27 protein-coding genes and 1 pseudogene are annotated in these 24191 nt (G+C 70.8%); 12 read left to right on the top strand and 16 right to left on the bottom strand.

What is annotated here, in order from left to right:
• Positions 1-167: 167 nt before the first annotated feature.
• On the bottom strand, positions 168-1787 hold the full coding sequence (locus tag JD276_RS02335; RefSeq protein ID WP_200113552.1) for a peptide ABC transporter substrate-binding protein: 1620 nt from the start codon (positions 1785-1787) through the stop codon (positions 168-170).
• A 235-nt stretch (positions 1788-2022) separates the two neighbouring features.
• Here JD276_RS02335 and JD276_RS02330 point away from each other — a divergent pair, with 235 nt between their 5' ends.
• The gene (locus JD276_RS02330) at positions 2023-2874 is read left to right on the top strand and encodes a CPBP family intramembrane glutamic endopeptidase (RefSeq protein WP_200113551.1); all 852 of its coding nucleotides are present in this window, start codon (positions 2023-2025) and stop codon (positions 2872-2874) included.
• A gap of 43 nt (positions 2875-2917) precedes the next feature.
• On the opposite strand, the gene JD276_RS02325 is transcribed toward JD276_RS02330, so the two are convergent.
• The 4 genes from JD276_RS02325 to JD276_RS02310 all read right to left on the bottom strand — a co-directional run bounded on the left by JD276_RS02325 (position 2918) and on the right by JD276_RS02310 (position 5864).
• Complete coding sequence (locus JD276_RS02325; protein ID WP_200113550.1) at positions 2918-3454, bottom strand: hypothetical protein; 537 nt, start codon at positions 3452-3454, stop codon at positions 2918-2920.
• Between the two features lie 10 nt (positions 3455-3464).
• Positions 3465-4271, bottom strand: a complete 807-nt coding sequence (locus JD276_RS15785) for a phosphotransferase (protein WP_200113549.1) — start codon at positions 4269-4271, stop codon at positions 3465-3467.
• Positions 4272-4314: 43 nt separating this feature from the next.
• On the bottom strand, positions 4315-5205 hold the full coding sequence (locus tag JD276_RS02315; RefSeq protein ID WP_200113547.1) for a homocysteine S-methyltransferase family protein: 891 nt from the start codon (positions 5203-5205) through the stop codon (positions 4315-4317).
• Positions 5206-5279: 74 nt separating this feature from the next.
• Positions 5280-5864: a DinB family protein gene (locus tag JD276_RS02310; protein ID WP_200113544.1), complete on the bottom strand. Its 585-nt coding sequence runs from the start codon at positions 5862-5864 to the stop codon at positions 5280-5282.
• 191 nt (positions 5865-6055) lie between these two features.
• Here JD276_RS02310 and JD276_RS02305 point away from each other — a divergent pair, with 191 nt between their 5' ends.
• A complete protein-coding gene (locus JD276_RS02305) occupies positions 6056-6448 on the top strand; it encodes a VOC family protein (RefSeq protein WP_200113542.1) in 393 nt (130 codons plus the stop codon).
• A gap of 72 nt (positions 6449-6520) precedes the next feature.
• Here the strand turns inward: JD276_RS02305 and JD276_RS02300 are convergent, their stop codons facing one another.
• From JD276_RS02300 to JD276_RS02265, 8 genes and pseudogenes are all read right to left on the bottom strand, one after another.
• A complete protein-coding gene (locus JD276_RS02300) occupies positions 6521-7348 on the bottom strand; it encodes an alpha/beta fold hydrolase (protein ID WP_307866409.1) in 828 nt (275 codons plus the stop codon).
• A gap of 31 nt (positions 7349-7379) precedes the next feature.
• Positions 7380-7589, bottom strand: a complete 210-nt coding sequence (locus JD276_RS02295; protein WP_200113536.1) for a DUF4287 domain-containing protein — start codon at positions 7587-7589, stop codon at positions 7380-7382.
• An 18-nt stretch (positions 7590-7607) separates the two neighbouring features.
• Positions 7608-8033, bottom strand: a complete 426-nt coding sequence (locus tag JD276_RS02290; protein WP_200113534.1) for a VOC family protein — start codon at positions 8031-8033, stop codon at positions 7608-7610.
• Positions 8034-8165: 132 nt separating this feature from the next.
• Positions 8166-8372, bottom strand: coding sequence for a hypothetical protein (locus JD276_RS02285; RefSeq protein ID WP_200113532.1), 207 nt, complete (start codon positions 8370-8372; stop codon positions 8166-8168).
• Between the two features lie 178 nt (positions 8373-8550).
• Positions 8551-8853: a HigA family addiction module antitoxin gene (locus JD276_RS02280; RefSeq protein WP_200113530.1), complete on the bottom strand. Its 303-nt coding sequence runs from the start codon at positions 8851-8853 to the stop codon at positions 8551-8553.
• Positions 8840-9121 (bottom strand): annotated as a pseudogene (locus JD276_RS02275) (type II toxin-antitoxin system RelE/ParE family toxin). Before JD276_RS02275 ends, JD276_RS02280 begins: the two are co-directional and overlap by 14 nt.
• 243 nt (positions 9122-9364) lie before the next feature.
• The gene (gene ychF, locus JD276_RS02270; RefSeq protein ID WP_200113529.1) at positions 9365-10438 is read right to left on the bottom strand and encodes a redox-regulated ATPase YchF; all 1074 of its coding nucleotides are present in this window, start codon (positions 10436-10438) and stop codon (positions 9365-9367) included.
• A gap of 115 nt (positions 10439-10553) precedes the next feature.
• Positions 10554-10868, bottom strand: a complete 315-nt coding sequence (locus tag JD276_RS02265; protein WP_200113527.1) for an antibiotic biosynthesis monooxygenase family protein — start codon at positions 10866-10868, stop codon at positions 10554-10556.
• Between the two features lie 386 nt (positions 10869-11254).
• Between JD276_RS02265 and erm the strand changes: the two genes are divergently transcribed.
• The 3 genes from erm (at position 11255) to JD276_RS02250 (ending at position 14207) form a co-directional block, all read left to right on the top strand.
• Positions 11255-12151, top strand: a complete 897-nt coding sequence (gene erm / locus JD276_RS02260) for a 23S ribosomal RNA methyltransferase Erm (protein ID WP_200113525.1) — start codon at positions 11255-11257, stop codon at positions 12149-12151.
• 65 nt (positions 12152-12216) lie between these two features.
• Entirely contained in the window at positions 12217-12801 is a 585-nt protein-coding gene (locus tag JD276_RS02255) for a 3'-5' exonuclease (RefSeq protein ID WP_200113524.1), read from the top strand.
• 92 nt (positions 12802-12893) lie between these two features.
• Positions 12894-14207, top strand: coding sequence for a DNA recombination protein RmuC (locus JD276_RS02250; protein WP_200113523.1), 1314 nt, complete (start codon positions 12894-12896; stop codon positions 14205-14207).
• A 69-nt stretch (positions 14208-14276) separates the two neighbouring features.
• On the opposite strand, the gene glpX is transcribed toward JD276_RS02250, so the two are convergent.
• Entirely contained in the window at positions 14277-15260 is a 984-nt protein-coding gene (glpX, locus tag JD276_RS02245) for a class II fructose-bisphosphatase (protein WP_200113518.1), read from the bottom strand.
• A 205-nt stretch (positions 15261-15465) separates the two neighbouring features.
• Here glpX and fbaA point away from each other — a divergent pair, with 205 nt between their 5' ends.
• Together fbaA and JD276_RS02235 are read left to right on the top strand one after the other, a co-directional pair.
• Entirely contained in the window at positions 15466-16494 is a 1029-nt protein-coding gene (gene fbaA / locus JD276_RS02240; protein ID WP_200113516.1) for a class II fructose-bisphosphate aldolase, read from the top strand.
• On the top strand, positions 16495-17388 hold the full coding sequence (locus JD276_RS02235; RefSeq protein ID WP_200113515.1) for a DUF6264 family protein: 894 nt from the start codon (positions 16495-16497) through the stop codon (positions 17386-17388).
• Here JD276_RS02235 and JD276_RS16280 read toward each other — a convergent pair.
• Together JD276_RS16280 and JD276_RS02225 are read right to left on the bottom strand one after the other, a co-directional pair.
• Positions 17374-18318: a GTP pyrophosphokinase gene (locus JD276_RS16280; protein ID WP_307866408.1), complete on the bottom strand. Its 945-nt coding sequence runs from the start codon at positions 18316-18318 to the stop codon at positions 17374-17376. The two genes, JD276_RS02235 and JD276_RS16280, sit on opposite strands and share 15 nt — an antisense overlap.
• Positions 18319-18401: 83 nt before the next feature.
• On the bottom strand, positions 18402-19433 hold the full coding sequence (locus tag JD276_RS02225; RefSeq protein ID WP_200113643.1) for a 4-hydroxy-3-methylbut-2-enyl diphosphate reductase: 1032 nt from the start codon (positions 19431-19433) through the stop codon (positions 18402-18404).
• A gap of 155 nt (positions 19434-19588) precedes the next feature.
• On the opposite strand from JD276_RS02225, the gene xseA reads away from it, so the two are divergent.
• The 5 genes from xseA to JD276_RS02200 all read left to right on the top strand — a co-directional run bounded on the left by xseA (position 19589) and on the right by JD276_RS02200 (position 24103).
• Entirely contained in the window at positions 19589-20848 is a 1260-nt protein-coding gene (gene xseA / locus JD276_RS02220) for an exodeoxyribonuclease VII large subunit (RefSeq protein WP_200113514.1), read from the top strand.
• Positions 20849-20909: 61 nt separating this feature from the next.
• Positions 20910-21194 carry an exodeoxyribonuclease VII small subunit gene (locus tag JD276_RS02215; RefSeq protein ID WP_200113512.1) on the top strand — a complete coding sequence of 95 codons (285 nt, stop codon included), beginning with the start codon at positions 20910-20912 and terminating at the stop codon, positions 21192-21194.
• Positions 21195-21196: 2 nt separating this feature from the next.
• Positions 21197-21904 (top strand): DUF4245 family protein, encoded by a 708-nt coding sequence (locus JD276_RS02210; protein WP_200113510.1) that lies wholly within the window; start codon positions 21197-21199, stop codon positions 21902-21904.
• On the top strand, positions 21901-22575 hold the full coding sequence (locus JD276_RS02205) for a carbonic anhydrase (protein ID WP_200113508.1): 675 nt from the start codon (positions 21901-21903) through the stop codon (positions 22573-22575). Before JD276_RS02210 ends, JD276_RS02205 begins: the two co-directional genes overlap by 4 nt.
• Positions 22576-22696: 121 nt before the next feature.
• Positions 22697-24103 (top strand): class II fumarate hydratase, encoded by a 1407-nt coding sequence (locus tag JD276_RS02200; protein WP_200113506.1) that lies wholly within the window; start codon positions 22697-22699, stop codon positions 24101-24103.
• The last annotated feature ends 88 nt before the right edge of the window (positions 24104-24191 follow it).

Here is a 24191-nt window from a genome sequence, read left to right as displayed (position 1 = left end):
CCGCACGATGTAGGTAGACATGTTGCGTATTCTCTCGCAGTTGTGGCGCGAAGCGAACCCGGCGGACGGCGTCGTCCGCGGTTCGGAGGTCGGGACCGCCCGGCGACGGTGGGCGCCGAGACGGGAGCGAGGCCCCGGATGATGATCCGGGGCCTCGCCGAGGGGGCTTACTTCTCGGTGATCTCGTTGAAGATCGGCACCGAGTTCCAGCCGAACGCGACGTTGTCGACGCTCTCGCTGAATCCGCCGGTGGTGCCCTGGTACCAGAGCGGGATCGACGGCATGTCCTCGAGCAGGATCTCCTGCGCCTCGTTCAGCTTCTCGTTCCGGGCGTCGTGATCGCTCTCCGTGACGGCGTCGTCGAGCAGCGCGTCGAACTCGGGGTTCGAGTAGAAGCCGTGGTTGGAACTGGCGTTCGTGTAGTAGAGCGGCTGCATGTAGTTGTACGCGCCCGGGTAGTCGCCCTGCCAGCCCGCGCGGAACGGACCGCCGACGACGTCGGCCTCGCGGTCGTCGAGGAACGCCGCGAAGGTCGGGTACAGCTTCGGCGCGGCCGTGATGCCGAGGTTCTCGGCCCACTGGTTCGCCACGGCCTCGACCCACACCTGGTGCGGGCCGTCCGAGTTGGTCGCGACCTCGAGCGTGCCCTCGAACGGGCTGATCGCGTCGGCCTCGGCCCACAGCTTCTGGGCCTCCTCGAGGTTGAAGTCGAGCTTCTCGGAGCCCTCGAGACCCTCGGCGTAGCCGTCGACGACGGGCGAGGTGAAGTCCTCGGCCGGCACGTTGGTGCCCTCGAAGATCACGTCGATGATCTCCTCGCGGTCGACCGCCATGGAGAGCGCGGCGCGGCGCAGCTTGCCCTCCTCGTCCATGCCGAAGTGCTCGAGGTTCACCGAGATGGCGAGCGTGGTGGTCAGGGCGCCGGCCTGGTTGATGGCGCGGTCGCCCAGCTCGTCCTGGAACACCGCGAACGAGGTGTCCGGGATCTGGTCGAGCACGTCGAGGTTGCCCGCGAGCAGGTCGGTGTAGGCGGCGTCGAGCGAGGCGTAGACCTTGAACTCGATGCCCTCGTTGTGCACCTCGCGGGGGCCGACGTAGGTGTCGTTCTTCACGAGGCTGATCGACTCGTCGTGCTTCCAGGCGCCCTCGCCGTCGAACTTGTAGAGTCCGTTGCCGATCGGGCTCTGGCCGAAGGCCTCCATGTCCTCGAAGGCGACATCGGGCAGCGGGTAGAACGCGGCGTAGCCGAGGCGATCCGGGAAGTCGGGCGAGGCCTCGACCGTGAAGGTGTGGTCGTCGACGACCTGCAGGCCCTCCATGGCCTCGACGGGATCGGTCTCGCTGAAGCCCTTGATCGAGCTGAAGAAGTACTGGTTGTCCAGCGCGTTCTCGACGTTCGCCGAGTAGTTCCAGGCATCGACGAAGTTATGCGCGAGCACGGGCGTGCCGTCGGAGAACACCGCGTCGTCGCGGAGCTTGATCTCCCAGCTCGTCTGCTCGGCGTTGGTCGGCTCGATCGACTCGGCGACGCCCATCTGCGTCACGCCGTCGACGTCGTAGTACACGAGGCCCTCCCAGAGCGCGTCGACGACCTTGCCGCCGCCGACCTCCGAGGTGCCCGCGGGGATGAGGGCCTTCTGCGGCTCGGTGTTGTTCACCGTGATGATGCCGTCCCCGTCGCCGCCACCGCCGCCGTTGTCGCCGCCGCCCGAAGCGCAGCCGGCGAGTGCGAGTGATCCCGAGGCCGCCAGGGCGATGAGCCCGAGGCCGATCCTTGATCGCTTCACTGTTCCTCCTTATGAGAGTCGAACCGCGGCGGGCCCTTCTGCACGCCGAAAGATCCCCCGCGGTGAGTAATCCCCAGAATCCTACCCACGCGGATCGGCCGGTCCCGCCAAACGGCGACATCGCGGCGGAGTCGTGATATTTCTCCGTGATTCCCTACGGGTTTCCCCCTGCTCGATCGAATTTTCTTGTGGGGTTCCGCCAGTCCGTCGAGCGGCGCAGCGCTACGCTACCCCTGTGACCGATCCCCGCTCCGCCGCCCGTCTCCGCTGGGAGCTCGGCATCGTCCTCGCCCTCTCCTTCGGCGCATCGGCCGTGTACGCGATCGTCGCGATCGTCGAGCTGGTGACCCGCGAGGCGGCGCTGTCGTCGCAGACCGCGACGATCAACCGCTCCCTCGCGGACCGCCCGGCCTTCGACCTCGTCTACCAGCTGCTCGGCTTCGCGTTCGGGCTCGCCCCCGTCGCCCTCGTCGTGTTCCTGCTGTGGCGCGAGCGGCCCCCGCACCTCGGGGCGCTCGGGCTCGGGCGTCCCTCGGCGAACCCGGCGGCGACGAACCCCGCCATGCCGGGCCCCGCGGCCCCGATCCGCTCGGGGGCCGGTTCGCGGCTGTGGTGGCTCCGGGAATCCGGCTGGGGCGTCCTGCTCGCCGCGGCGATAGGGATCCCGGGCCTCGGCTTCTACCTGCTGGCGAAGGCGATCGGGATCAACGCGACCGTCGTCCCCGCGGCCCTCGACGCGTTCTGGTGGACGGTGCCCGTGCTCGTCCTGCAGGCCCTGCGCGCCGCGCTCGGGGAGGAGCTGATCGTCGTCGCCTACCTGTTCGAGCGCCTGCGCAGACTCGGTGTCGGCCCGGCGGCGACGATCGTCTCGAGCGCTCTGCTGCGCGGGAGCTACCACCTCTACCAGGGCTTCGGCGGCTTCATCGGCAACGTCATCATGGGCCTCGTCTTCGGCTGGTGCTACCACCGCTTCGGCCGGTCGCTCCCCCTCGTCGTGGCCCACTGGATCCTCGACATCGTCAGCTTCGCCGGCTACGCGCTGGCGCTCGCGTGGTGGCCCGGCCTCTTCGGCGCCCCCGCGGAATAGCGCGGAACAGCCCGGGCGCGCTCCGGCCCGTGGCCGGCCGGCCTCAGCGGATGCTCTCGGCCATCGCCGCGGTCAGTCCCCAGAGCTCGTCGTACACCTCGGGCGCGGCCTCGCAGCGCTCGGCGGGCTTGAGCACCTCGTACTCGCCCGCCGGGGTGCGGGTGATGCCCCACTGCGAGCGCATCTCGGCGCACGAGTCGGGCAGCGAGTCGATGAGCGGGGAGCTCAGCACCAGATTCTCCCCCTGCAGGTCGTACCAGATCGAGCCGAACTTCTGCGAGGCCTGCGCGGTCACGCCCCAGGCGCCGATGGGCACGTCGAAGGTGTCTCCGACGTCGACGCTCGGCACGCTCTCCTCGTCGGGGGCGTCCGTCTCCTCGGGCTCCTCGGTGGCGGGGGCCTCCGTCTGCGTCGGGGTCCTGCCCCCGTCGGACGCGGCGCCCTCGCCGCTGCGGGCCACCGTCACGATGACGATCGAGATGATCAGCGCGACGACCGCGATGATGCCGACGACGATCCAGGGCACCATGTGGGGGCTGCGCTGACGCGGCGCCTTCTCGAAGAAGCTGTCCTCATTCACGGTGCACAGCCTAGCGAGTCGAGGTGGATGCCCCGTCCGAGGTCGGAGCGCCGGCCTCGCGGAGCCCGTGACGGATGCCCGCGATGCGCGACTCGAATCCGCGCAGCTGCGCCGCGTGCCGCTCGGGGATCCCCGCGGCCTGGATGGCGAGGGTGCCGGGATCGCCGCGCTCGATGCCGACGCGCCACCGCTCGGCGGTCAGGCGCATCCGCGCGTCGACGGCGTCGAGCAGCGCCTCCGGGGAGACGTCGCCGTAGGCGTCGGCGGCGACCCGGAGCCGGCCAGCCGCGCGCGGGGTCGGGATCTCGCGCATCAGCGGCACGCCGCTCCAGCAGAGGAACGCCAGGTCGTCGAGCGGCCGGCCCGGCCCGGCCCGATCCCAGTCGATCATCCCGACGAAGGATCCGCGCTCGTCGACGACCCAGTTGTACAAGCCCGTGTCGTTGTGGCAGATCACCTCGCCGGGTCCGAGCGCGAAGACGCCCTGCCGCCACTCCACCGGACCCGGATCGAAATCCGCCACCGCGGTGTGGAAGCTCCGCAGCCAGGCCGCGGCCGTCGCGAGGGCCTCGTCGTCCACGGTCTCGCGGCTCGGGTCCGGCGTGCGCCCCGGGAGGTAGCTGAGCACCTCGCGCCCCTCGGCGTCGATGCCCTCGACGTGCGGGATCCCGCCCAGTCCGGCCGCCTCGAGGTGCGCGAGCAGGGCGTGCACGGCGGGTGTCCAGGGTCCCGTCGGGCGATGCACCCGGATCGCGCCGTCCTCGCCGCGCACCCGCCACACGCCGCCGGATCCTCCCGGGAGATGCTCGCCGTCCACCTCTCGACCGTACCGCCCCCGGCCGGGCTCCCGTGCTCCCACCTCAGGCGCGGGATCGCTCGGCGATCGCGGCGATGTGGGGAACGTCGGTTCCGCAGCAGCCGCCGAGGGTCGTGACGGCGGGAAGCCGCTCCAGCAGTTCGAGCACCGCCGCGGCGAAGGCCTCCGGGGCGTCGCCGGTCTCCTCGCCGTGGCGGGCGGCGTTCAGCCTGAGCCCCGCGATCCGCGACAGCTCCGGTTCTCCGCCGAGCCCGCGGCGCAGCTCCTCCGGATGCGCGCAGTTGACGAGGAAGGCGTCGGCCGATGCGCCGGTCGCCGCGTCGACGGCGGCGATCGCCTCCGCGAGGGCGCTGCCGTCGGCGAGGCGCCCGTCCGATCCGACCGCGAACGACACCGCGGCGGGGATCCTGGCGGCCTCGGCGGCGCGGACGACGCCGACGGCCTCCGCCGCGTCGAGGGCGGTGACCGCGGTGATCCGGTCGGCTCCCGCCTCGGCGAGGGCGCGCACCTGCGGGGCGTGGTAGCGCTCGGCCTCGTCGGCGGTCATCCGGTCCGCCGCGACGTAGTCGTCGGACCGGGGGCCGACGCAACCGTTCACCGTCGCCTCGGCTCCGGGCGCCACGGCCTCGACCAGCGTGCGGACGAGGGCGACCGCGTCGGCGTTCGCGCGTGCCAGGGCCTCCTCGTCGTAGCCGAGCCGAGCGCCCCAGTCGGCGCTCGCACGCCACGTCGGGGTGTCGAGCACGATCCGCATCCCCCGGCTCGCGGCCAGCTCGACGAACGGGCGGTAGTAGTCGCGCAGCGCGTCGCGCCCTCGCGCCGTGTCGAGCAGCACGAACGCCGCGAACTCCGGCAGCTCCTGCCCGAGCCGTTCGATGAGCGCGGTCTCGATGCCGCCGTCGGCGAGCGCGATCGCTCCGGTACCCTCTGCCATCCGGCGCCTCCCTCCGGTTCTGCGGCGAGCGCCGCGTTCCCAGTCTGGCACGGCGTCTCTGCTCAGCTCGGATCTCAGGAGCTCGGGCGGGCCGTGTGCAGGTAGAGGTCGCGCAGCAGGCAGACCTCGGCCAGGTGGTGGATCAGCTCGCGGTTGATGTGCAGCACCAGCGCCGCCATCGGCAGCTCGGCGTAGTGCCCCTCCGCCTCGCCGCAGGGGCGCGCGAGACCCTCCTCGCCGAGCGAGGAGACCCCGTCGCGCCAGCGCGCGTACTCGTCGTCGAGTCTGCGGAGCGCCTCCGCGGCGGTCTCCGGGTAGTCGTAGGAGAAGTAGTCGGTCGGTTCGCGGCCGAAGTGCGAGGCGTTGCGCATCCCGAGCACCCCGACGAGCACGTGCCCGAGCCTCCACGCGATCGTGGTGAGGGGAGCGGGATCGGGCTCGGGCATCGCGAAGTCGATCCTCAGAGCCCCGGATCCTCCCTGCACCGGCGCCGCGCCCGTGCCCCGGGGGCGCAGGCTCCAGCACTCCGGCGCCGGCTCCCAGAAGTACTCGTCATCGGTCAGCCCCTCGAGGCGGGCGCGGAGCTGGTGGTTCCAGTGCCAGTCGATCTGATCGAGCAGCAGCGCGTTCCAGCCCTGCGGTGCATCGCGGTCCTTCATGGTCGCTCCTCTCGACGGCGTTGTCGGCACCTCCATGATGACCCCATCGCCCGGGATCCGCATCCTGTTCCGCGCTTCCGCGCTTCCGTGCGTCCGCATCTCCGGCTTCCGTGCGTCCCGCGCGAGCCGACCCCGGCTCTGCCGCCGCCGAGCCCTGTACAGGGGCGGAGCCGCGGCCTACACTGCAGGGCATGACCACTTCGATCCGGGCGAAGAAGCACGTCTTCGTACTCGACTGCCCCGACGCCGGCGCACTCGCCGCGTTCTACGCCCGACTGCTCGGCTGGAGCGCGCAGGCCTCGTCCGACTCCGCCGACTGGGTCGACGTGGTGCCGCCCGAGGGCGAGGCCGGCGGGCTCGCCCTGGCGTGCCAGCAGGTCGACGACTACCGCGCGCCCGAGTGGCCCGACGGCCCGATCCCCCAGCAGGCCCACCTCGACTTCACCGTGTCGTCGATCGAGCGCACGGCCCCGATCGCGGAGTCCGCCGGGGCGACGAGGCACCCGCACCAGCCGAGCGAGGACGGCACGTTCACGGTGTTCCTCGACCCCGCCGGTCACCCCTTCTGCCTCTGCGAGGAGTGAGCTCGCCGAGCCCGGGCCCGGGGCCGGACCCCGCGGAGACGCGTCCGTCCGCCGGCTTCCGGCCGCGCGCGCTCAGCCTTCCCGGTCGACAAGCAGGAAGGTGCGCAGTGCGGCGATGACGGCGTCGGGCTTCTCGGAGTGCACCCAGTGACCCGCGCCGCGCACCGTCATGCGCACGGTGCGCGGGAAGAGCGATCGCATCGTCTGCTCGTCGTCGTCCGTGATGTACCCGGAGCGGTCCCCGCCCATCCACAGCACCGGCCCCGTGAACCGGGAGCCGCTCAGGTCGGGAAAGCCCATGATCGTCTCCAGGCCGGCGCGGAGCAGTCCGAGGTTCGGCTCCCAGCGGAATCCGCTGTCATCCCGCGCCAGGTTCTGCAGCAGGAATCCGCGCACCCCGTCCTCCGGTATCTCCTCGCGCAGCGCGGCATCGGCGTCGGACCGACGCCGCAGGGCGCCGAGGTCGACGCCCGCGAGCGCGTCGAGCAGGTGCTGGAACTCGCCGCGCCCCGCCCCGGAGGCGACGGGGGCGATGTCGATGACGACCAGGCGCCGCACCAGGTCGGGGTGCCGCAGCGCCAGCACCATCGCGACCTTGCCCCCCATGGAGTGGCCGACGACGTCGACGGGCCCCTCCTGCGCGAAGTCCCGACGCAGATGGTCCGCCACGATGTCGGCGAGCTGCGCGTACCCGAGCTCCTCGGTCCAGCCCGACCTGCCGTGGTTCGGCAGGTCGACGAGCAGGCTCTCGGCCTCGGGCTCGAGGCCGGAGGCGATGCGCGTGAAGTTCTTGCCCCGGCCGAAGAGACCGTGCAGGAACACGACGCGCCGGTCGGTCTCGTCGCCGTCGGGCCCGCCGACGACGACGGAGTGCAGGGGGGCGGAGAGCTGTGCGGTCACCCTTCCAACCTACCCGGCGGGGCGTCGGTGCCTACGCCCCGCCGTGCTCGGCGCGGAAGACATGGACGAGCGCGTTCGCGTGACCGTGCCCCATGCCCTGCTCCTTGAGGTAGGCCACCTGCTCCATGTGCTTGGCTCCCGCGAGCGGCCGCAGCTCCGAGATCCACGCGTCGATGGTCTTGCCGTACTTCGCCTCGATGCTCGGGAAGTAGGATTTCGGTCCTTTGACCTGCTCGTTCATGGCGCCGATCCCGCGCCCTCAGTCGTTCTCGCAGGAGAAGGCCCACATCACGCCGAAACGGTCGAAGACCTGACCGTACCAGTCGCCCCAGGGCGCCTTCTCGAACGGCATGCCGACGGTGCCGCCGCCGTCGAGCATCTTCTGGATGTAGCCCCGCGCCTCGTCGGCAGTATCGGTGGTGTACAGCAGGGAGTAGGCGGTGCCCTGCACCGGGTAGTCGTTCTCGCTGTCCATGGCGTCGCCGCCGGCGATGATGCCGGCGGGGGTGGTGAGCGTGGCGTGCGCGACCGCCTGCGGATCGGGTTCGAACGGCATGCCCTCCATGGGTGGCGCGTCGCCGTAGCGCATGATGTTCAGGTCTCCCCCGAACACCTCGTGCCAGTGCTCCATGGCCTCCGCGGTGGTTCCGGGAAGCGCGATGTAGGTTGCGATCGAGTGGACCATGAGAGGGACTCCTTCGACGTTGAGGTTCCGACGGTCTCAGTATGACTCTCCGGCGCCCCGTCCGCCAGCGATTCGCGCCCTCGGGGACGATGGCGGCGCGCCACCGCTCACGGCACGAGGGCGACGAAGTAGTCACCGAGCCTGCGGGGCGCCGCACCGGTTGCGAAGCTCGCCGCGAACTTCTCGTCGTTCTCGTCGGGGTGGCTGTCCGAGGAACAGCTCGAGGGCCGGGCTGAGATCGAGGTCGTCGAAGCTCCGCGTGCGGTCCGCGTGCAGCGCGATGACATCGGCCCAGGACCAGCGCGGATCGATGCCGGGCACCGGGTTGTCAGGCGTCACTCACCCGTCGTGCTCTGCGGCGAGCGCCTCCCGGCAGCGCCAGCGATCGGAGGTTGGAGAGCAGCAGGAACCCGCAGCGCCTGGCGTCGGAGCGTCAGACGTTGAAGCGCCACTCGCAGACGTCACCGCGGAAGCCCTGAACTCTCACGTGCGAAACATCTTGGACGTCAATGCATCTTCAGGCCGCCCGCAGCGGAGCGATCTCGGCGATCTGATCGGCAACGCGATCCTCGGCCAGGTCGAGGTCGTAGCGCACCTGGAGGTTCAGCCAGAACTGCGCGGACACGCCGAAGAACTTTCCCAGACGAAGGGCCGTATCTGCCGTGATCGCGCGCTTGCCGTGCACGATCTCGTTGATGCGCCGCGGCGGCACGCCGATCGACACCGCGAGCTTGTGCTGCGTGATCCCGAACCCTTCGATGAAGTCTTCCATCAGCACTTCTCCCGGGTGAATCGGGGGAATCTGGTCAGTGATAGTCAACGATCTCCACCTCCTCTGGACCAGAGTCGGTCCACACGAAGCAGATCCGCCACTGGTCGTTGATCCTGATGCTGTGCTGGCCGACTCGATCGCCTTTCAGCGATTCAAGTCAATTACCGGGCGGAACACGGAGATCTTCAATCGTATCTGCGGCTCCCACCTGACGAAGCTTGCGCAATGCGGTCGAATGGATCCGAGGATCGATCGAGCGGACACGTTCACGACGCCACAATCGCTCGGTGTCCTTGTTTCCGAACGATCTGATCACAGGATCATTCTATAACGTGACGCGTTAATAACGCTAAGCGTTAATCATTCTCCAGCGGGTTCGGGTTCAGACACACTGCGCATCCCGAACTCGTCAGGGTCACCGGCCGGTTCGCCGGTGACGACGGCTCAGACGTCAGCCCCCACAGGGCAAGCTCTCAACGGCGATGTCCTCTGCGATCTCGACGTCCCGACGGTCAATGAACCAGACATCGCGTTCAGCGCGCATGCCGGTACCTCGCCGCTAGACGTTGAATCGCCACTCGCAGACGTCGCCATCCTGCATCACGTAGTCCTTGCCCTCCATGCGGGCCTTGCCCTTGGCGCGTGCCTCGGCGACCGAGCCGCACTCGACGAGGTCGTCGAACGAGATGATCTCGCCCTTGATGAAGCCCTTCTCGAAGTCGGTGTGGATCGCACCCGCGGCCTGCGGAGCCGTCGCGCCCTTCGGGATCGTCCAGGCCCGCGCCTCCTTGGGGCCCGCCGTGAGGTACGTCTGCAGGCCGAGGGTGTCGAAGCCGACGCGGGCCAGCTGATCCAGCCCGCTCTCCTCCTGGCCGGTCGAGGCCAGCAGCTCGGCGGCGTCCTCGGGATCGAGGTCGATGAGCTCGCTCTCGATCTTCGCGTCGAGGAAGATCGCCTTCGCGGGCGCCACGAGCGCGGCCAGCTCGTCGAGCTTCGCGCGATCCTGCAGCACCTCCTCGTCGACGTTGAAGACGTAGAGGAACGGCTTGGCGGTGAGCAGACCCAGCTCTCGGATCGGCTCGAGATCGATGTCGGTGAGCGAGAGCAGTTTGCCGTCGTTCAGCGCCTGCTGCGCGGCCTTCGCGGTCTCGACGACGCTCGCGTCGATCTTCTTCGACTTGAGCTCCTTCTCGTAGCGCACCAGCGCCTTCTCGACGGTCTGGAGGTCGGCGATGATCAGCTCGGTGTTGATCGTCTCCATGTCGCTCGACGGGTTCACCGCCCCCTCGACGTGCACCACATCGGGATCCGAGAAGCCCCGCACCACCTGGGCGATCGCGTCGGCCTCCCGGATGTTCGCGAGGAACTGGTTGCCGAGCCCCTCCCCCTCGCTGGCGCCGCGCACGATGCCGGCGATGTCGACGAAGCTGACGGGTGCGGGCAGGATCCGCTCGGAGCCGAAGATCTCGGCGAGCTTGTCGAGCCGGGGGTCCGGCAGGTTCACGACGCCGATGTTCGGCTCGATGGTCGCGAACGGGTAGTTCGCGGCGAGCGCGTCATTTCGGGTGAGCGCGTTGAAGAGGGTCGACTTGCCCACGTTGGGGAGACCGACGATGCCGATAGTAAGAGCCACGGGGGTCGAGTCTACCGTCCGCGGGCGCCAGGGGCGTCACGGGCCGGCCCGGGCCTCGGCGACCGGCCGATCCGGCGCAGAGCGACTGCAGCCACGCGGTGACTCGGAAGGCGGCTCAGTCCGTCAGGTCCACCACTTCGAACTCGAGCAGATCGGCGCCCATGGCGACGGGCCTGCGCGGTTGCTCGCCCCCTTCTCTCGCGTGCGCGTCGGCGTTGCCGCGCGAGTCGCGCCACGCGACGAAGTGCTCCTCGGTCTCCCACTGAGTGACGACGAAGTACCGATCCTCGCCCTGCACGGGGCGCAGCAGTTGGAAGCCCTGGAATCCGGGCGACGCGTCGACCGCGTGCTTGCGGGCCGCGAACCGCGCCTCCAGCTCGGGCCCCTGGCCCTCCGGCACGGAGATGGCGTTGATCTTGACGACGGACATGGGACCACCGGCCTTTCGCTCTACGCCTCGACTCGCGTGAGGGGTCCCGTCCACCGTATCGCGCGGCGGCGCCCCGCGCATCGGTCGCCGGCGCCCCCGGCCCCGAGCACCGCCGCCGGCTGACAGCGCGGCCACGGCCTGCTACCCTGGCGCGCATGGGTACTCTGTGCAGCGCGCTCGGTCAGCGCGCCTTCGTCCGGGATCGTCGCGCCTGACGGCGCGATTCCGAGCCGCTCCCCCGATGTGATCCGCGGGCGTGATCCGATGGATCGCGCTCGTCGCGGAACGGGGAGCTCGACGCGCCGACCTCCGAGCCCACCGCGCTCGGAGCGCCGTTGCTCGCGCACGCCTCCGGGCGCTTCACCCTTCCTCGGATGGAGCGCATCATGCATGCCCGCCCTCACTCAGGCCACCGCCCTCATTCAGACCACCGCCCTCATTCAGCCCACCGCCCTCACTCGGACCACCGCTCTCGACCCGATCGCTTCGGCGAGGGTCGATCCCGCTCCGACGACGGCCGATCCCGCTTCGGCGGCCGGCATGAGCTCGGCCAGAACTTCCTGCACCACCGCCCGACGATCGAGCGGATCGTCGACCTCGCTCGCGCGACGGAGGGTCCGATCCTCGAGATCGGCCCCGGCGACGGCGCACTGACCACGGGCCTCGCGCGACTCGGGCGGCGGCTGACGCTCGTGGAGCTCGACGAGCACCGCGTGGGCGGCCTTCGGCAGCGCTTCCCCCGCACGACGGTCGTGCACGCGGATGCCCTGCACACGGACTTCGACGCACCGGTCGTCGTCGGCAACCTCCCCTTCCATCTCACGACGCCGCTGCTGCGCAAGCTCCTGCGATCCAGCGACTGGGAGCGCGCGATCCTCGTCACTCAGTGGGAGGTGGCGAGGAAGCGAGCGGGGGTGGGCGGCGGCACCCTCCTCACCGGCCAGTCGGCGCCGTGGTTCGACTTCCAGCTGCGAGGCCGGGTGCCGGCCCGGGCCTTCCGGCCGGTGCCGGGGGCGGACGGCGGACTGCTCGACATCTCGCGTCGGTGCTCGCCGCTGGTGCCGCCGTCGGAGCGGGCGGCGTACGAGCGGTTCGTGCGACGGGTCTTCACCGCGCGCGGTCGGGGGATCGGGCAGATCCTGCAGCGGGGGCTCGGGCTCACCCGTTCGGCGAGCACCGCGGCGCTGCGGCGGGCCGCCCTCTCCCCCGCGGCGCTGCCTCGCGATCTCGCCCCGCAGCAGTGGGCGAGCCTGTGGCGGAGCACTGGATCGGGGCGCGGGTAGTAGGGAGGAGGGCCGAGCGGCACCGGCCGGCCATGAAGGTCAGACGCGTGTGACACTCTAGATGCGTGCCCGTCGACTTCACCGCGATAGATTTCGAGACCGCCAACAGCCACCCCTCCTCGGCCTGCTCCGTCGGCCTGGTCCGGGTGCGCGACGGCGCCGTCGTCGAGCGCGCCAACTGGCTCATCCGCCCTCCGGCGAGCCACGCCGAGTTCCAGCCGTTCAACGTGCGGATCCACGGGATCACCCCCGCGATGGTGGAGAACGAGCGCGAGTGGGGCGAGCAGCTGCAGGAGCTCGGCGCGTTCATCGGCGGCGACATCGCCGTGGCGCACAACGCGGGCTTCGACATGGGGGTCATCCGGGGCGCCTGCGCCGAGACCGTCACGCCGATCCCGCGTCTGCGCTACCTCTGCAGCGTGCAGGTCTCGCGGAAGACCTACGAGCTCCCCTCGCACCGGCTCCCGCTCGCGGCGGAGGCGGCGGGCTTCGGCGAGTTCTCGCACCACGACGCGCTCGCCGACGCCGAGGCCTGCGCGGCCATCGTGATCGACGCCTCCCGACGGCACGGCGCGAGCGACGTGCCGGCCCTGGCGAAGCTGATCGGGCTCCGCATCCAGCAGCTCAAGGCGATCCCGCTCAAGCTCTGAGAGGACCCGGCGCCGATCCCGTCGCCCATCGCCTCGGGAGGCCGCGGACGAGCCTCCGCCACGATGTCGGAGGTCGGTGCCACCATGGCTGCATGACACCGATCACCGTCCTCCTCCTCGCACTCGCCGTCGCCGCCCTCTCGGGCACCGCGGGCTTCGCGCTGGGTCACCAGGTCGCGGATCGCGCGGGCCGCCGGCGCGCCGATGAACTCGCGGCGAACCTGCAGCGCGAGCAGGCGCTCGCGGTGCAGCAGGCGAGACTCGACGCCGAATCGGGGGCGCGGTTGCTGCGCGAGGAGCTGGCGGCCGCGGAGACGCGAGCCCAGGGGCTCGAAGAGCGGCTGCACGACGCCCAGATCGCGCAGCAGCGGCGGGCCGAGGCCGAGCGCGAGGAGCAGCGGGTGCTGCAGCAGCTCGCCCCGCTCCGCGACAGCCTCGGCAAGCTCGAGCGCACGGTGTCGGGCATCGAGCAACAGCGAGCCGAGCAGCACGGAGAGCTCGCGGAGCAGCTGCGGCAGGCCGCTCGCGCGGAGGAGAAGCTGCGCGGCACCGCCGAGACGCTGGCGTCGGCCCTGCGCTCGAACAACACCCGCGGGCTGTGGGGCGAGACCCAGCTGCGACGCATCATCGAGGCGGCCGGTATGCTCGAGCACGTCGACTTCTCCGTGCAGCAGCGACTCAGCACCGAGCACGGCGGTGCGCGCCCCGACATGGTGGTCCACCTCCCCGGCGGCAAGTCCATCGCCATCGATGCCAAGGTGCCCTTCGACGCGCACCTCGAGGCGCAGCACCTGGGCGAGGCGGATCCGCAGCGCGCAGCCCTCCTCGCCAAGCACGCCAAGGCGCTGCGGGATCACATCGTGGCGCTGAGCGCCCGCGACTACTGGACGGCCCTTCCCGACTCCCCCGAGCTCGTGGTCGCGTTCGTACCGAGCGAGTCGCTCCTGTCGAGCGCGCTCGACACCGACCCGCTGCTGCTCGAGTACGCCTTCGAGCGCCGGGTGGCGCTCGCGTCGCCGGTGAGCCTGTGGTCCATCCTCAAATCGATCGCGCACAGCTGGCGGCAGGATTCACTCACCGCCGAGGCCCGCACCCTCTTCGACCTCAGCCGCGAGCTGCACACGAGGCTCGGGCGCACCGCCTCGCACCTCGACAAACTCGGCCGCACGCTCGCGCGCGGGGTGCAGGACTACAACGCCTATGTCGGCTCGCTCGAGCGTCAGGTGCTCCCCACCGCGCGCAAGATCGGTGCGCTCAACGGCGAGAAGATCGGATCCGAACCCGCGCAGCTCGAGGACGCCGTACGTCCTCTCGTGGCGCCCGAGCTGCGCACCGCGGATCCGGAACCCCGACCCGGCTCCGAGGGGCGCACCGCGGAGACCGGGGAGGGAGCCGCCCGGGGCTGACGTCCCGCCCGGAGGCCTGGGAAGGCCAGAGGCTCCGAGCGTGGAAGCGCCTCCGGTCCCCGCCGCGACCTACGCCCAGCGGTCGGCGCGCATATCGCTGACGACGTGGCGGATCGTGCCCGAGTGCGAGCGCATCACGATGCTCTCGGCTCGGACGATGCCGTTCTGCCGCTGCACGCCGTCGACGAAGTCCGAGTCGGTGATGCCGGTCGCCACGAAGTAGCAGTTGTCGCTCGCCACGAGGTCATTCGACTCGAGCACGCGATCCAGGTCGTGCCCGGCGTCGATCGCCTTCTGGCGCTCCTCGTCGTCCTTCGGCCACAGCCTGCCCTGGATCATGCCGCCGAGCGCCTTCACCGCGCATGCCGTGATGATGCCCTCGGGCGTGCCGCCCACCCCGACGCACAGGTCGATGCGCGAGTCCCAGCGGGCCGCGTTCACACCGCCGGCGACGTCGCCGTCCATCAGCAGCCGCGTACCGGCGCCCGCCTCGCGGATCTCGGCGATGAGCTGCTCGTGGCGGGGCCGGTCGAGCACCGCGACGCGGATGTCGGACACGTCGACGTCCTTCGCCTTCGCGAGCGCGCGGATGTTCTCCCCGATCGGCTTGCGGATGTCGACGACGCCGACCCCGTCGGGTCCGCAGACGAGCTTGTCCATGTAGAACACCGCCGAAGGATCGTACATGCTGCCGCGATCCGCCACCGCGATGACCGAGATCGCACCCGGGCGGCCCTCGGCCGTGAGGCGCGTGCCGTCGATCGGGTCGACCGCAACATCGCACTCGGCGCCCATGCCGTTGCCCACCCGCTCGCCGTTGTAGAGCCAGGGGGCGTCATCCTTCTCGCCCTCGCCGATCACGACCGTGCCGCTCATCGAGACGGTGGAGAGGAAGCGGCGCATCGCGTCCACGGCGGCTCCGTCGGCGGCGTTCTTGTCGCCGCGACCGATGAACGGGGTCGCTCGGATCGCGGCGGCCTCGGTGGCGCGGACGAGCTCCATCGCCAGGTTGCGATCGGGCTGCCAGGTGCGAAGCGAGTGGGGTTCGGTCATGGTGGATCTCCGTATCCGTCAGACATTCCGTAGACGTTGCGTTTCGCGAGCGAACTGCCCTGTAGCGCGCGTCACGCCCCTGAATTCAAGCCCAGCCTAGCGCCCCGCGGACGACACGGGGATCTCCCCATGTCACAGCCTCTCGCCCTAGACTTGTGCGTGCACAGTTCGGCCGAGACCGAGACGTCTACAGCAAGGAGCACCGATGCCCGTCGCCACCCCGGAACAGTACGCACACATGCTCGACACCGCGAAGCAGGGCGGCTTCGCCTTCCCGGCGGTCAACGTCTCCAGCTCGCAGACGCTCAACGCGGCGCTCCAGGGCTTCGCGGAGGCCGGGTCCGACGGCATCATCCAGGTGACCACCGGCGGCGCCGACTACTTCGCCGGCCACACCGTGAAGAACCGCGCGGGCGGCGCGATCGCCTTCGCCGCCTACGCCGAGGAGGTCGCGAAGGCCTACGACGTGACCGTCGCGCTGCACACCGACCACTGCCCGAAGACCGCGCTCGACGACTTCCTGCTCCCGCTGATCGCGGCGAGCGAGGAGCGCGTCAAGAACGGCGGGCTCCCCTACTTCCAGTCGCACATGTGGGACGGCTCGGCGGTTCCGCTCGACGAGAACCTGCGCATCGGTCAGGAGATCCTGCCCCGACTGCACGCCATCGACGTGGTGCTCGAGGTCGAGATCGGCGTCGTCGGCGGCGAGGAGGACGGTGTGAGCCACGAGATCAACGACCAGCTCTACACCACGCTCGAGGACGCGGTCGCGACCGTCGAGGCGCTCGGTCTCGGCGAGCAGGGCCGCTACATGACCGCGCTCACCTTCGGCAACGTCCACGGCGTGTACAAGCCCGGCAACGTGAAGCTGCGCCCGGCGCTGCTCGGCGAGATCCAGCAGGGGCTCGCGGCGAAGTACGGCACCGGCGAGAAGCCGCTCGACCTCGTCTTCCACGGCGGCTCGGGCTCGACTCCCGAGGAGATCGCCGAGGCCGTCGCCAACGGCGTCATCAAGATGAACATCGACACCGACACGCAGTACGCGTTCACCCGCTCGATCGCCGGCTCGATGTTCCGCAACTACGACGGCGTGCTCAAGGTCGACGGCGAGGTCGGCAACAAGAAGCAGTACGACCCCCGCGCCTGGGGCAAGGTCGCGGAGACGGCGATGGCGGCCCGCCTGGTCGAGGCGGCCGAGCAGCTCGGCTCCGCCGGGAAGTCGGTGAGCGCCTAAATGGCGGACGCGCGGAACGGCGAGGGGCCCGAGCTGGATCCCACGGGGACGACGGGCCAGGAGCCGCCCGCGTCGGCTCCGCGGCCGGAGCGGCCGCGGCCGGCGTACGGCGAGTACGCGCCCGAGGGGTGGACCTGGTCGCCGGAGGGCGCGGAGCCCGGTTCCTCCGGATCGGGAGCCTCGGGTTCGGGTGCGGCGGATGCCGCGGCCCGCCCGGCCTCCTCCTCGGCGCAGCCGGCCGGAGCCGGCGTTCCCGAATCGTCCGCGGGGCCGTCCGCGGGGCCGGTGCCCGGGGTGCCGCACAACCTCGGGGCGGGCGCCGCGGGTGCGTCCGCACCGGCGGCGGGGCCCCGGAGCCGGCCGGCGCCGGGTGCCGATCGCGCGCCCGGCGCACCCACCGGTGGCACCCGGCAGGACTCCCGGGATCCCGAACCGTACCGCGCAGCCGCGCCGGAGCCGGCGCCGAACCCGCAGAAGCCCCTCTCGGGCGGGCGTCTCGCGGATCGCATCGTGACGATCGCCCTGCTCCTGCTCGGGGCCTACGGCACCCTCCAGTTCGCGGCCGCGCTCTTCCAGATGCAGAGCTTCGTCGCGCTCTACGCGGAGCTGTTCGAGGTCGACGACTTCTCGGTGCCGTCCTGGGTGCCCACGCTGGGAACCGTGAGCGCCCTCGTCATGCTGACGCTCTTCGCGGTGACGCTGATCTTCTCGATCCAGCGCCTCCGAGCCAGGAAGATCACGTTCTACATCCCCCTCATCGCCGGGGCGATCGCGTTCATCCTCTTCTTCGTCGTGCTCATGATCACGGTCTTCTCGGTGCCCGAGCTGGTGCAGCAGATGTCCGATCCGGGTGCGCTGAACAGGCTCATGGAGAACAGCTCAGAGCTGCGCTGACCGCTCGCCGGCCCCCGCCCTGACAGGCGAGGTCGATGCGGACGGTTCGGCGACCGTCTCCTCCAGGCGTTCGCCGTCCGAGCTCTCCGCCGCCGTCTCCGAGGCGACGGGCTCGAGCACCTTCATGACCATCTCGCGCTGCTCGGCCGCGAGCAGCGCGTCGGCCGAGCGGCGCACCGTGGTGTCGCGGTCGCCTCCGCGGATCGCGATGTGCAGCCACTCCATGCTCGCGTCGAGCTGCCCCGCCTGCTCGGCCGCGTCGCGCAGCCCCTCGAGCAGGCGGGCCGGCACCTCGCGGTCGTACTTGTAGTAGATCTTGTGCTCGAGGCTCGCCCAGAAATCCATGGCGATCGTGCGGATCTGCACCTCGACGAGGGTGTCGACGGGACCGTTCGAGAGGAAGACGGGCAGCTCGAGGATGACGTGCAGGCTGCGGTAGCCGTTCTTCTTCGGCTTGGCGATGTAGTCCTTCACCGTGTGCACGCGCACGTCCCGCTGGGCCGTCAGCAGTTCGAAGACGCGGTACACGTCGGAGATGAAGCTGCACACGATCCTCACGCCGGCGATGTCGGTGATCGTCTCGCGCACGCTCGCGAGATCGTGGAGCTGCACGCCGCGGCGGCGCGTCTTCTCGACGATGCTCTCGGGATCCTTGAGCCGGCCCGAGAAGTGCTCGATGGGGTTGTACTCCCCCGTGTGGGTGAACTCCTCCTGCAGGATCTGCAGCTTCGTCATGATCTCGTCGATCGCGAACTTGTAGGGCATGAGGAAGCGCTTGAGTTCGTCGCGCAGCTGCAGCTGCTCCCCGACCAGGGTCAGATCGGGCTGGGAAGCCCCGTTCTGCGGCCCCTCTCCCGTCGCGTCGATCCAGGCGTGGAGCAACGGGTCGGGCAGTGCACGGGGCTCGGAGTCGCGGTCTTCGTCGGTCACCCTCCGACGCTATCCGACCAAGGTGTACGTTCCGTGTGCGGGTCGCGACACGGGGACGTCCGCGCTCGGAACGCTCGGAGCGCTCAGCGCACCCGCCCGCCGAGCGCGCGCTCGTCGCGCTTGCCGTTCGCGTCCTGGCGCAGCTCCTTGGGCAGCGAGAACACGAGGTCCTCCTCGGCCGTGACGGTCGCCTCGACGTCGGAGTAGCCGGCATCGGCGAGGTCGTCGAGCAGCTCCTGCACGAGCACCTCGGGCACCGAGGCGCCGCTCGTCACGCCGACGGTGCGCACCCCCTCGAGCCACTCCTGCCGCACCTCGCTCGCGAAGTCGACCCGGAACGCGGCCTTCGCGCCGTACTCGAGCGCCACCTCCTTGAGCCGCACCGAGTTCGAGGAGTTCGACGACCCGACCACGATCACGAGATCGGCCTGCGGCGCGATCTTCTTGATCGCGACCTGCCGGTTCTGGGTCGCGTAGCAGATGTCGTCGCTCGGCGGATCCTGCAGCTTCGGGAAGCGCTCGCGCAACCTGCGCACCGTCTCCATCGTCTCGTCGACCGAGAGCGTGGTCTGGGACAGCCACACGAGCCGCTCGGGATCCCGGACCTCGAGCGTGTCGACGTCGTCGGGGGAGTTCACGATCGTGATGTGATCGGGCGCCTCGCCGCTCGTGCCCTCGACCTCCTCGTGGCCGGTGTGACCGATGAGCAGGATCTCCATGTCCTGCTTCGCGAAGCGCACGGCCTCGCGGTGCACCTTGGTGACGAGGGGGCAGGTCGCGTCGATGGCGTGCAGCCCGCGCTCCTCGGCGGCGCCCACGACCGCCGGGGAGACCCCGTGCGCCGAGAAGACGACGTTGGCGCCCTCCGGCACCTCGTCGACCTCGTCGACGAAGATCGCGCCCATCTTCTCGAGCGTCTTCACGACGTGGACGTTGTGCACGATCTGCTTGCGCACGTAGACGGGAGCGCCGTAGCGATCCAGCGCCTTCTCGACGGCGACGACCGCCCGATCCACTCCCGCGCAGTAGCCGCGGGGAGCCGCGAGCAGCACCTTCTTCGCCCCGTCGACGGGACGATCCTTCAGCCGCCCGGTCTCCCGCCGCAGGCGCGGCATCGCGAGGCTCACCACGGGCGCGCCGATCGTGCGCTGGTTCGGAATCTGCTGCGCGGTGCCCGTCTGCTGCGCTGTGTCACTCATGGCCCCGATTCTACCCGCCGCACCTGGGGGATCCCGGGGCTCGGCGGGAGCGGGCGGGATAGGGTCGAGGCATGTCAGATGCAGGATCCGGCGCATCCGCGAGCAGCCCCGCGAACACGCCGGCGACCCGGGAGTCGCCGTGGCCCGTCGGCCTGATGAGCGAGAAGATCGCCGCGTGGATCGACCGGCTCGGCACCGTCTGGATCGAGGGCGAGATCACCCAGTGGCAGCTGCGCGGCGGCCATGTCTACGGCAAGCTGCGCGACCTGACGCAGGACGCGACGGTGAGCTTCACGGTGTGGCGATCCGTCGCGCAGCGGCTGACGGGCGAGTTCTCGCAGGGCGACCGGGTGGTGGCGCTCGTGAAGCCGAACTTTTGGGTCAAGGGCGGCTCGCTCACGGTGCAGGTGCTCGAGATCTCGCACGTCGGCCTCGGCGAGCTGCTGCAGCGGCTGGAGCGGCTGCGGAGGCAGCTCCAGACCGAGGGCCTGTTCGACACGAGCCGCAAGCGCGCGCTCCCGTTCCTGCCGTCGCTCATCGGCCTCGTGACCGGGCGCGACTCCGACGCCGAGAAGGACGTGATCCGCAACGCCACGCTGCGCTGGCCGGGCGTGCGGTTCCAGGTGCACTACGCGGCGGTGCAGGGGGATCGCGCCGCGGCCGAGGTGGCCGCGGGCATCGAGGCGCTGGATCGGCACCCCGACGTCGACGTGATCGTCGTCGCCCGCGGCGGCGGCGACTTCCAGAACCTGCTGCCCTTCAGCGACGAGCGCGTGGTGCGGGCCGCGGCGGCGGCGACCACCCCCGTGGTGAGCGCGGTCGGCCACGAGGCGGATCGCCCGCTGCTCGACGAGGTCGCGGATCTGCGGGCCTCGACGCCGACCGACGCGGCGAAGCGCGTGGTGCCCGACGTGGGCGAGGAGCTGGCGGGACTGGATCAGGCGCGCAGCCGTATGAGCGCGCGGATCGGCCAGGTGCTCGCCTCCGAGACGGAGCGGATCGCGCAACTCCGATCCCGCCCCGTGCTCGCGATGCCGGAGCGCATCGTCGACGAGCGGGCCGAGGAGCTGGTGCGCTGGATCGCGCGCGGCACCGAGCTGGCGGAGCGCACGGTGGAGGATCGGACGCGCGAGCTGGACCGGACCCGCGCTCGCCTCACCGCGCTCTCGCCGCGCGCGACGCTCGAGCGCGGGTACGCGATCGCGCAGCTCGTCGCGCCTGGCGGCGTGCCCGGTGCGGTGCTGCGCGATCCGGCGGATGCGCCAGCGGGCGCCGCGATCCGGATCTCCCTCGCGGGCGGCGGCCTCGACGCCACCTCGAACGGCGCGTAGCGGCAGCACGGCCGCCCACCGGCAGCACGGGCACCCAGCGGCAGAAGGTAAGGTAAGGGTCATGTCTCTCCCTGCCATTCAGGATCCGGCTGCGCTCAGCTATGAGGAGGCGCGCGACGAACTCATCGCCGTGGTGAACCGGCTCGAGCAGGGCGGCACCACCCTCGAGGAGTCGCTCCAGCTGTGGGAGCGCGGCGAGGCGCTCGCCGCGCGCTGCGAGGAGTGGCTGCTCGGGGCCCGGCAGCGGCTCGAGGCGGCCAGACAGGGCGACGGCTCTCCCGCCGATGGCGCCTCCGTCGACGGCTCCTCCGGCGGCGCCGACACGACCGTCGGAGGCGACGCCTGAGCATGGCCCGCAAGCAGAAGCAGCCGGCCGTCGTGGCGGAGCTCGGCCGCCCAGAGACGCCCGCCGAGACGGCCGCCCGCAAAGCCAACGACAGCCGCCTCTACCGGCAGCGCAAGACCGTCAACAACCTCGTCTTCTCGCTGCTCGTCAGCCTCGGGCTCGTGCTCGTCATGGTGCTCGTGGTGCCCCGCGGCACGGGAGGGTTCGAGGACCGGTCGGTGGACGTCGCCGAGCTCGCGGAGCAGTACGCGCCGACGGCCGGCCGCGCGCTGCTGACGCCCGACGTGCCCGAGGGGTGGAAGGCTCGGCAGGCCGAGGTGCGCGGCTCCGACGGCGTCACCTACTGGCAGATCAACTACACGACCGCCGACGAGCAGTACGCGGCCGTCGTGCAGGCGTTCACCGCGGACGGCTCGCCGGTGAACGAGACGTGGATCGCCGAGCAGCTCGAGCGCCGCGACGCGACCGGCGCCGAGGGCCTCGGCGGCCTCGAGTGGACGGTCTACGATCACTCGGACCGCAACCCCGACGAGACGAACGTGCTGTTCGGCATGCAGGGCGTCTCGGGAGAGAACACCCTGCTCGTCTACGGCACCGACGCGCCGGGCACGCTGCGCGCCCTCGCCGCCGAGGTGGCCGCGCAGGCGGAGGCTCTGCCCCGTGCCGCAGCCGATCCCACCGACCCGACCCCGACGGAGGAGACACCATGACCGCACCCCGTGTGACCCCGCAGCAGGCGTGGGACGCCTTCATCGCGGGCAACGAGCGCTTCGTGGGAGGCATCTCGCGGCACCCGAACCAGGATGTCGAGCGCCGCACCGAGCTCGTGAACCAGCAGGCGCCCGACGTGGCGCTCTTCGGCTGCTCGGACTCGCGTCTCGCGGCGGAGATCATCTTCGACTGCGGCCTCGGCGATCTCTTCATCGCCCGGAACATGGGGCACGTCGTCGCCGAGTCGATCACGGCCTCGATGGAGTACGCGGTCACGGCACTCGGCTCCGCGCTCATCGTCGTGCTCGCCCATGACTCCTGCGGCGCCGTCGCCGCGGCCATCGACCAGTCGAGCCGCGAGCCCTCCCGCGTCACCGACTCGGTGCGGAACACGCTGGCGCCGATCCAGCCCTCCGTGCAGCAGCTGTGGCACCGGGATCACCACGAGACCCCCTACGCCGAGGCGGACGGGATCGACCCGAACGCCGTCGGGCGCATCCACCTCGCCGCGACCGTCAACGAGCTGCTCCGCAACTCCCGCGCCATCAGCGACGCGGTGGATCGCGGCGAGCTCGCCGTCGTCGGCTGCCAGTACCGGCTCACCGAGGGCCGCGCCGTGCCGTACACGGCGGTGGGCCCGCTGTCGATCGAGCTCGCCCCGCTCGGCTGAGCCGCCCCGGCCCGAGCCGGCCATCGACCCGCGGGCCCGTCGAGGCGCCCGCCGCGAATCCGACCCGGCCCCCTTCGACCGGCGCAGGGGGCGCCACCAGCACCAACAGCAAAGGACGACCGTGACCGAAGAGATCGAGTACCGCATCGAGCACGACACGATGGGCGAGGTCCGCGTTCCCCAGAACGCGCTCTACGCCGCGCAGACCCAGCGCGCCGTCGAGAACTTCCCCATCTCCGGCCACGGGCTGGAGCCGGCGCAGATCGTCGCCCTGGCCCGCATCAAGCGCGCTGCCGCGATCGCCAACAAGGACCTGGGGATCCTCGACGCCCCGGTCGCCGACGCCATCGTCGCCGCCGCCGACGAGATCATCGGCGGCGATCACCACGACCAGTTCCCCGTCGACACCTATCAGACGGGATCCGGCACCTCCTCGAACATGAACATGAACGAGGTGCTGGCGACGCTCGCGACGAAGCACCTCGGCTCCCCCGTGCACCCCAACGATCACGTCAACGCCTCGCAGTCGTCGAACGACGTCTTCCCCACCTCCGTGCACATCGCCGTGACCGGCGCGCTCATCGAGCAGCTGAAGCCCGCCCTCGCGCACCTCGCGGAGTCGCTCGAGAAGAAGGCCTCGGAGTGGGCCGAGGCCGTGAAGCCCGGCCGCACCCACCTCATGGACGCCACGCCCGTCACGCTCGGCCAGGAGTTCGGCGGCTATGCCGCGCAGATCCGGTACGGCATCGAGCGCGTCGAGGCGGCCCTCCCCCGCGTCGCCGAGGTGCCGCAGGGCGGCACCGCGGTCGGCACCGGCATCAACACCCCGCTCGGCTTCCCCGAGAAGGTCATCGCCGAGATCGCGCAGTCGAGCGGTCTGCCGATCACCGAGGCGCGCAACCACTTCGAGGCTCAGGCGAACCGCGACGGCCTCGTCGAGGCATCGGGCGCGCTGCGCACGATCGCCGTCTCGCTGACGAAGATCAACAACGACCTGCGCTGGATGGGATCGGGCCCGAACACGGGCCTCGGGGAGCTGCACATCCCCGACCTGCAGCCGGGCTCCTCGATCATGCCGGGCAAGGTGAACCCCGTCGTGCCGGAGGCCGTGCTCATGGTCTGCGCGCGGGTCATCGGCAACGACGCGACGATCGCGTGGGCCGGGGCCTCCGGCTCGTTCGAGCTCAACGTGCAGATCCCCGTCATGGGCACCGCGCTGCTCGAGTCGATCCGCCTGCTCTCCAACGCCTCCCGCGTGCTCGCCGACAAGACCGTCGCGGGCCTGGAGGCGAACATCGACCGGGCGGCGGCGCTCGCCGGCATGAGCCCCTCGACCGTCACCCCGCTCAACCGTCTCATCGGATACGAGGCGGCCGCGAAGATCGCGAAGCACTCGGTCGCCAAGGGCATCACGGTGCGCGAGGCCGTCGTCGACCTCGGCTACGTCGAGCGGGGCGAGGTGAGCGAGGCCGACCTCGACCAGGCGCTCGATCTGCTCTCGATGACGCACCCCGGCGTAGCGAAGTAGCGCGTCCCAGAGAAGGGGGGGGGGGGGGGGGGGGGGGCGGGCCCGCCGAGCACCGGGTGGGAAAGGGAGATCTCTCAGGCAGTGCACT

The sequence above is a fragment of the Leucobacter chromiisoli genome, assembly GCF_016522505.1.
Classification (GTDB): domain Bacteria; phylum Actinomycetota; class Actinomycetes; order Actinomycetales; family Microbacteriaceae; genus Leucobacter; species Leucobacter chromiisoli.
Note: the sequence above shows the minus strand (reverse complement) of the source record. Positions and strands in the feature narration are given on the sequence as shown.

Excerpts from the sequence above, each read along its gene's own strand:
- JD276_RS02315 (WP_200113547.1), bottom strand. The coding sequence starts at position 5,205 with ATGGCAGAGGGTACCGGAGCGATCGCGCTCGCCGACGGCGGCATCGAG.
- JD276_RS02310 (WP_200113544.1), bottom strand. The coding sequence starts at position 5,864 with ATGAAGGACCGCGATGCACCGCAGGGCTGGAACGCGCTGCTGCTCGAT.
- JD276_RS02305 (WP_200113542.1), top strand. The coding sequence starts at position 6,056 with ATGACCACTTCGATCCGGGCGAAGAAGCACGTCTTCGTACTCGACTGC.
- JD276_RS02295 (WP_200113536.1), bottom strand. The coding sequence starts at position 7,589 with ATGAACGAGCAGGTCAAAGGACCGAAATCCTACTTCCCGAGCATCGAG.
- JD276_RS02290 (WP_200113534.1), bottom strand. The coding sequence starts at position 8,033 with ATGGTCCACTCGATCGCAACCTACATCGCGCTTCCCGGAACCACCGCG.
- JD276_RS02265 (WP_200113527.1), bottom strand. The coding sequence starts at position 10,868 with ATGTCCGTCGTCAAGATCAACGCCATCTCCGTGCCGGAGGGCCAGGGG.
- erm (WP_200113525.1), top strand. The coding sequence starts at position 11,255 with ATGCATGCCCGCCCTCACTCAGGCCACCGCCCTCATTCAGACCACCGC.
- JD276_RS02250 (WP_200113523.1), top strand. The coding sequence starts at position 12,894 with ATGACACCGATCACCGTCCTCCTCCTCGCACTCGCCGTCGCCGCCCTC.
- glpX (WP_200113518.1), bottom strand. The coding sequence starts at position 15,260 with ATGACCGAACCCCACTCGCTTCGCACCTGGCAGCCCGATCGCAACCTG.
- fbaA (WP_200113516.1), top strand. The coding sequence starts at position 15,466 with ATGCCCGTCGCCACCCCGGAACAGTACGCACACATGCTCGACACCGCG.
- JD276_RS02235 (WP_200113515.1), top strand. The coding sequence starts at position 16,495 with ATGGCGGACGCGCGGAACGGCGAGGGGCCCGAGCTGGATCCCACGGGG.
- JD276_RS02225 (WP_200113643.1), bottom strand. The coding sequence starts at position 19,433 with ATGCCGCGCCTGCGGCGGGAGACCGGGCGGCTGAAGGATCGTCCCGTC.
- xseA (WP_200113514.1), top strand. The coding sequence starts at position 19,589 with ATGTCAGATGCAGGATCCGGCGCATCCGCGAGCAGCCCCGCGAACACG.
- JD276_RS02215 (WP_200113512.1), top strand. The coding sequence starts at position 20,910 with ATGTCTCTCCCTGCCATTCAGGATCCGGCTGCGCTCAGCTATGAGGAG.
- JD276_RS02210 (WP_200113510.1), top strand. The coding sequence starts at position 21,197 with ATGGCCCGCAAGCAGAAGCAGCCGGCCGTCGTGGCGGAGCTCGGCCGC.
- JD276_RS02205 (WP_200113508.1), top strand. The coding sequence starts at position 21,901 with ATGACCGCACCCCGTGTGACCCCGCAGCAGGCGTGGGACGCCTTCATC.